A 6,095-nucleotide genomic window follows, 5' to 3' on the forward strand; every position below is an offset into this window, starting at 1 on the left:
GATGCGGGCGTGTTGGCTAAAATGGGTCGGCCGGGATTGGTCAATCTCGGCCGACTATATTTGGCTAAATTATTCCGACGCTAACAGGGACATTTCCTTTGATTACAGCTTGATCTCGCTAAACTAATAACTGCTGCTACCAGGGCATTTTCTGGTGCACATTCTATTGGCTCCTGCGAAGATCGGAGCGGGTATGTTTGCTGCCGAGTCCCACACCAGCCGTCATTACATTGCGATTGTTGCCATGGCCTGCCTATGCGTTTTGCTAGGCGGGCCTTCTTATGCCGCGGGCGCGGAGAGCCTCATCATCGCGGGCGCGACGTACTACGAGCCGGGCGCGTCGGGCCCCGGCTGGGCCTGGACCGATGCCGACCATCTGGAGCTTAACGGCTACGCGGGCGAGGCCATCGGCGCCGACGGCGACCTGGTGCTGACGCTTGCCGGGCAAAACTCCGTGACGGAGTCGCATGCGCCCGATGCGGACATCACGCTGTGCGGCATGGAGGTGTGGGGCAACCTGACGCTTCGCGGTGCCGGGACCCTGACGGCGACGGGCTCGCAGTGCGGGGTCCACGTTTCTCAGGCGCTAGCGGTGGAAGGCTGCACCGTCGATGCGAGGGCAGACGGGGCCGATATTACGGACGAGGCGGTTGCCGGCGTGATCGCAGGCGACATGGCCGTGCGCGGCGGCGGGCGCGTCGTTGCCGCGGGCGCCGGGACCGGAGCGGGCGTGCGCGCCTACGGCGTGTATCTGCAGGATGCGGGCCTTGGCGTTGGTGCGGCCGGCTGCCGGCTTTCCGTCGATGCCTCGTGGCTCGATGCGACCGGCGCCGACGGCGGCGTTGCGTGCTTGGGCGGGTCGCTTGCGTCCGCGCGGTTTGTGGCGCCTGCTGGTGGGGTCTTTGGTGCTAGTGGCGTGGTGGATGCCGGCGATGCGTTGGCACCGCATGTGGTGGTTGAGCCCGATGTCGCCACACCTCCGGCGGGGGAGACCGAAGGGGTCGATGTGCCTGGCGGTGGGGCGGACAAGTCTCCCGCCGATACTAGCCCTGCTGCCGCAGAGCCCACCACAGGGCCCACGGCAAATCCCTCGCTGAAACCCGCGGCCGCGACAACCAAGTCAACAACGACAGTAACCAAGACCACGGTCGCCAAAGTCCCCAAGCCCAAGGCTGCCACCGCGACAACTGTGGCACTCCCCAAGACCGGCGACAGCAACTGGATCACCGCTTCCGTGACGCTTTTCCTGTTGGGAACAGTGTTTCTAGCTGCCGCATGTCGCTGCTGAAGCACCCATTTCGATAAGCAATGTAGAAGACCATATTCGTAACGACGCATTAGTAGAATAGTTTATTACGACAATTGCTCAGGATTTATCTAACATGAACCACGAATCTGATCATACAGTTGACGCTGCCAAAAAAGAATTAAACGCCGGCCTTCTTGAGCTGTTCGAGCGTTGCAGCTATCTGTACAACGAGGCATTTTATGCCAACACGGAACTAGCAATCCTTCGCGAACTGTCTAAAGCATCTTCTGACTATGAGAATGAAGTAATTTGCGCTGGCTGCTTCTTCAGCTTTACACAACTTGCATTAACCGAATCCTGTTTCATGAATTGCGCGCGGTTATTTGATGCCAAAAGCGACATCAGTATTGGGAACTTAATAGAAGAAGTCTCGTCTCATTCTACTGAAATCGACGCACTTGCAATCTCTATATTCAGTGATCGACCAAACTTTGACAGGCTTAATCCAATCGTTCACCCATTGGCAGAGGACGAGGAGCGTTTTTACCCCAAAGAGGTTGAGTCTCAACGCTCAGATGAAAAACTGTTCGGAGATCATTACGGAATGGTTACCGTGTGTATAACCACTCATGACCTTTCCAATTTGTGGAAAAAACGACTCAACGGTCTCAGTAAACTAACTGACATGCTTCGCGATCAGCGAAATAAGGTTTTCGCCCATAGCGACATGGAAGCACTGAATTATGATGAGCTAGTTAAGCGACTTCCTTTAACTTGCAGTGAAATTCAAAAACTAATCGACTTCGCACTCGATCTGACAATCGAATTATTAGCCAAAATTACTGGTATTGAAAAAGATCGCTTGCCCAAGAACTGCAACGATATACAAGGTCTCCTAAAATATGTGGAGGTTGGCATGGAGACTGTTGAGCAGCATTTGGGTAATCTATAGAATTCAAGCGCTTGCAAACAGTTAAGCAGGCAAGCGCTTGAATCTGAGTACGATCCTTGACATAAAGTCCGACTTTCGCACAATGACGGTTTTCCATGCCAAAAAGACACTGAAGTGTGAGGTGTTTCAAATCTCAGTAATACAAATAATCAGCAGTTCAGGTCTTATGGGAATAATTCAATTCGCATCACGTTGCATCTAAGCGGCTGTTTATACTTGGATATAAACACTAAGGAGGCAGCAATGCTTTGGAGCTATGTTCAGCTAGATGACGGCACTCAGTTTGCCTACTCAGAAACACGAGACGACGGGACCGTTCGCGTAGCCGTCGAGCGCCCGGTTGATTTTGGTTTTGACCATGCAGAATGCTTTCTACCTGCGGTCAAATGGTTTAACGTCGAAGGATTTTCTACTGACGAACTGGATTTTTTGACCGAGTTCGTTAGATCAAACGCTCCGTTTATCTTCGAGCTTGCAGAACGGCAAAAAGCTGGACCGGCGGTGGCATAATGCCTCGAATTCTTGTTTTTGGACAGTATGTTCTGTTCTTTTGGATCGCGGAAAACGGAGAACCCGTTCACATCCATGTAGGGGTAAAGAGGGCGGCTGCTAACTCGACTAAGTTTTGGCTCACTAAAAATGGCGGATGCACACTTGCGAACAACGAGAGCAAGATTCCGGCTAAGGATCTCAGGGATCTTTCAAAACTAATCACCATGAACCATCGATACATTTGTGACAAGTGGCACGAAACCTTTGGTGAAGATTCCCTGACATTCTATTGCTAAACCGCAATTGAGCCATGATTACGCTTGTCAACTCATGATTGCCGATGTTGACGGGCGGGACCTTCCTGTTACGCCGCTAGTGCTCCAATCGTACTTTCCGATAGCCCGGAACCCAAAGACAACCAGTACTACGCCTGGATCCAGGACCTCGTTGCTAGACGCCGCACGTTCGACAATCTAGCCAACGAGCTTAGGTGCCATTGCATCGTGATCTCCGACGACGCTTCGCACGTATAGAATCAAAGCATCCGCACGCCAGCTATGAGATGGATTGGACGTCACATGGAGATCCCCAACACCCTGTGCAGCAATGTATACGACTTTGCGTTTTGCCCCGAGCCCTGCTACGACCGCCTGGTCGATCTTGCCGACCCCGAGGACTGGGGTCCCAGCAACCGCATCCTCAAAAACTACCTGTCGTTTTCGTTTAGCCGCGCGGTGTTTTTGACCGAGCGCGACGTAGACCAGACCGCGCCGTCCAACCTGCCGCTGGTGTTCGACGACGACCGCTGCCTGTTCAACACCGGCCTGTATACGCGCCGCTACGAGACCATCTATGGCCTGTTTTAACCCAACACCAAGCCCGACGCGCGCCAGCGCTGGTTTTTGAAGGGCTTCTTTAAGGAGAGCGACCCCATGCTGGTCTCATTTGAGTACCTGCCGTGCCGCGTGCGCTTTGCCGAGGACCCCTCCGAGCTGGTCTTTGACTACCGTCTGCCCATCCGTTCCAACATCGATCACATTCTTGGCGACGAGGAAAACCTTACGCGCATTCCCGCCAGCCTGATGGGGGAGGGCAACTCGCTGCTGCTGCGCCGTGCCTTTGAGGGAGCCGTCGTCGAGGCCGCCCGCCGCGCCGCAGCCAACTATACGCTCGCGGTGCCGCAGTTCTACGGCGGCCGGATCCAGCTACTCCTACCGCTGTGCCTGACCGGCGACAAGCCCGAGCTGGCGCTGACCATCCAACGCGAGGACGGTTTCTACGCCGCGCGCACCTGCCTCACGCTCGACATGGCCTACAACAACGCGCGACTTATCTGCCGGCCCGAAACCTCGTGGATCAAGCGATAAAGGGTGGTTTAGCTGGGGGTTTGTCGGCTGCCCTGATTGCTGTGGCGCGGTTTGCGCCCGCGAATTTAAAATCGGAAGCAAAAAGTTCTTGGTAAACCACGCACGGCTATGTTAGTATCTCTTTTGCCGAAAGGCGACGGGCGATTGGCTCAGGGGTAGAGCATATCCTTCACACGGATGGGGTCACAAGTTCGAATCTTGTATCGCCCACCATCTAAAGCATAGGTCAGAGGTGTTAAACCTCTGACCTTTTTCTTTTTTGACACCAAGGGTGACTCCAAAACGAATCGTAGTCGTATAAGGCGTCATTTTTTTCGCACCCTTTTTGCTGACGCCATTGCATGTTTTGTATAAAACGCATGCGTATTTTCATTGAATTCCCCATGTGATCCGCGCGCAAATGTGGAGACAGGGACCACATGCCCAAAGCTCCTTCCAGCGGTTTTCTATCACACGACGGTTTTTCGGCGGAACTCGGCATGCTTTTGTCAGCATTTGGTTTGCTTCCCGTACTTACCCGCATGATGCCCCGGTAGATAATCGGCCATGCCCGCATTCCGCACGGCCTACGGTCGAAACCAGGGGAGGCCACATGGACGAAATCGTCTGCGCAAACACCGCATTCCGCTACTGGCGCTGCCCACCGCAGGTGCATGACCTCTACCCGCGCCTACCCAGCTCCGATGACGGCTGGCGGGCCCTATCCCAAGCCCCTTTCGTAACCGATGTCCTCAAGACCCCGATTATCGCTGTTGCTTCGCCAGGTTGTTGTAATCACCACTCGGGATTGCGCTCCACTATTCGCTGGGAAGGGGCTTCGGATACCGGCACAACAACCGACACTCATTTAGGCTTTAGCGTCACCAATCCGCTTAACACGTTATTTACTATGACACGCTTTGTGTCCAATAGATCTCGTACTGGCTATGTACGAACTTTGCGGCTGGTTTTCTGTTTTCGAGCCGACCCCCGCTGTCGAAATGCAGTTAAAAATCGCGTTAAAGGAGAATCGCAATTCCAGCACGCAGAATCTGTTCGAACTTGGAGAAGGCGAAGACGAGATTCCTTGGAAACGAGTTTATGCCCGCACAACCGTAAAGGTCCCAGTAAATGAAGGCCAAACGAACAATCGCGAGGATGGAAGAGAGGTTACGAAACTCAAAGGTACTTCGCTTTGGATGAGAAAGCCACTCATCGAACTGAGCGACTTGCATCGATTCGCCGAAAAGGTCAAAAGTCAAATGTGGGGAAAGCAGTTTTATGATGCCGCTCAGCAGGTTATCGGCATTGCTGCATCTCCACTCGAGGTCGCGGGGGTCCTGCTTCTAAGTCGTTCTCGACGTCTAGGTGGTTCAGGATTCAGATACGTATACCTCAACGATTTAACCCCTCTATCCGAGGAAGCCCAAAGCATCGCAGGTCAAAAGGTTTGCTACGGTGACATCGTGATTGTAAACCCAATCCTAATGAAGGCAGCAATTATCGAAATCCAAGGTGAGGTCATCCATGGGTCAGGCGCGGTACTTGACCAAGATGCGGAGCGCATGACTGCGCTCCAGAGCATGGGTTTCGATGTGTTCTTGGTAACCCACGATATGCTTAACGACAAAAAACAGCTAGACGCCATAATCAAAAGCGTCTGCAGTCGTTTGGGGATTCGATATAAAGCCAAATCCGAGGCAATGAAGCGCGCCGAGACGCGACTGCGAGCAAATGTTCTGTGCAACTGGTTGGAACTCGGAAATTAGCCGGCGACAAGGCGCTAGAACGACCTAGTTTTCCTGCTAGTGAATTAGTATCATTTCAAAACTATGCCGGATTACGGGGCTGGACCTGGACCGGCCGTCCATACCCTGCATTTCGCTGAATGCGCAAGTCGTCTACCTGCGGTTTTGATTTTACCGATTACGGCATGCTCGGGGGTTCCCGGCCTGGCCCCGTAAACCGGCATGGTTTTGAAATCGCCGGGTCGGCGGGAGCGCGATTGGCCCCGATAATGGTCCCGGCGCCGGCGGGATGGTCGTTGGGCGGATGG

General features: G+C 53.8%; 5 protein-coding genes, 1 tRNA gene and 1 pseudogene. All 7 read left to right on the forward strand.

What is annotated here, in order from left to right:
• Window positions 1-193 precede the first annotated feature (193 nt).
• Window positions 194-1,288 carry a hypothetical protein gene (locus tag ABHR75_RS09515; protein WP_346964195.1) on the forward strand — a complete coding sequence of 365 codons (1,095 nt, stop codon included), beginning with the start codon at window positions 194-196 and terminating at the stop codon, window positions 1,286-1,288.
• Window positions 1,289-1,382: 94 nt separating this feature from the next.
• Window positions 1,383-2,201, forward strand: coding sequence for an AbiU2 domain-containing protein (locus ABHR75_RS09520; protein ID WP_195568917.1), 819 nt, complete (start codon window positions 1,383-1,385; stop codon window positions 2,199-2,201).
• Between the two features lie 243 nt (window positions 2,202-2,444).
• The gene (locus tag ABHR75_RS09525) at window positions 2,445-2,711 is read left to right on the forward strand and encodes a hypothetical protein (protein WP_055287420.1); all 267 of its coding nucleotides are present in this window, start codon (window positions 2,445-2,447) and stop codon (window positions 2,709-2,711) included.
• Entirely contained in the window at window positions 2,711-2,989 is a 279-nt protein-coding gene (locus ABHR75_RS09955; protein ID WP_195568916.1) for a DUF4160 domain-containing protein, read from the forward strand. Before ABHR75_RS09525 ends, ABHR75_RS09955 begins: the two co-directional genes overlap by 1 nt.
• Window positions 2,990-3,271: 282 nt before the next feature.
• Window positions 3,272-4,060 (forward strand): annotated as a pseudogene (locus tag ABHR75_RS09530) (DUF3825 domain-containing protein).
• A 138-nt stretch (window positions 4,061-4,198) separates the two neighbouring features.
• Window positions 4,199-4,273: transfer RNA gene (locus tag ABHR75_RS09535), tRNA-Val, on the forward strand.
• A gap of 713 nt (window positions 4,274-4,986) precedes the next feature.
• The gene (locus ABHR75_RS09540) at window positions 4,987-5,808 is read left to right on the forward strand and encodes a hypothetical protein (RefSeq protein ID WP_320678128.1); all 822 of its coding nucleotides are present in this window, start codon (window positions 4,987-4,989) and stop codon (window positions 5,806-5,808) included.
• The last annotated feature ends 287 nt before the right edge of the window (window positions 5,809-6,095 follow it).

This window comes from Collinsella aerofaciens, from assembly GCF_039752955.1.
In the GTDB taxonomy this organism is placed as follows: Bacteria; Actinomycetota; Coriobacteriia; order Coriobacteriales; family Coriobacteriaceae; genus Collinsella; species Collinsella aerofaciens_BI.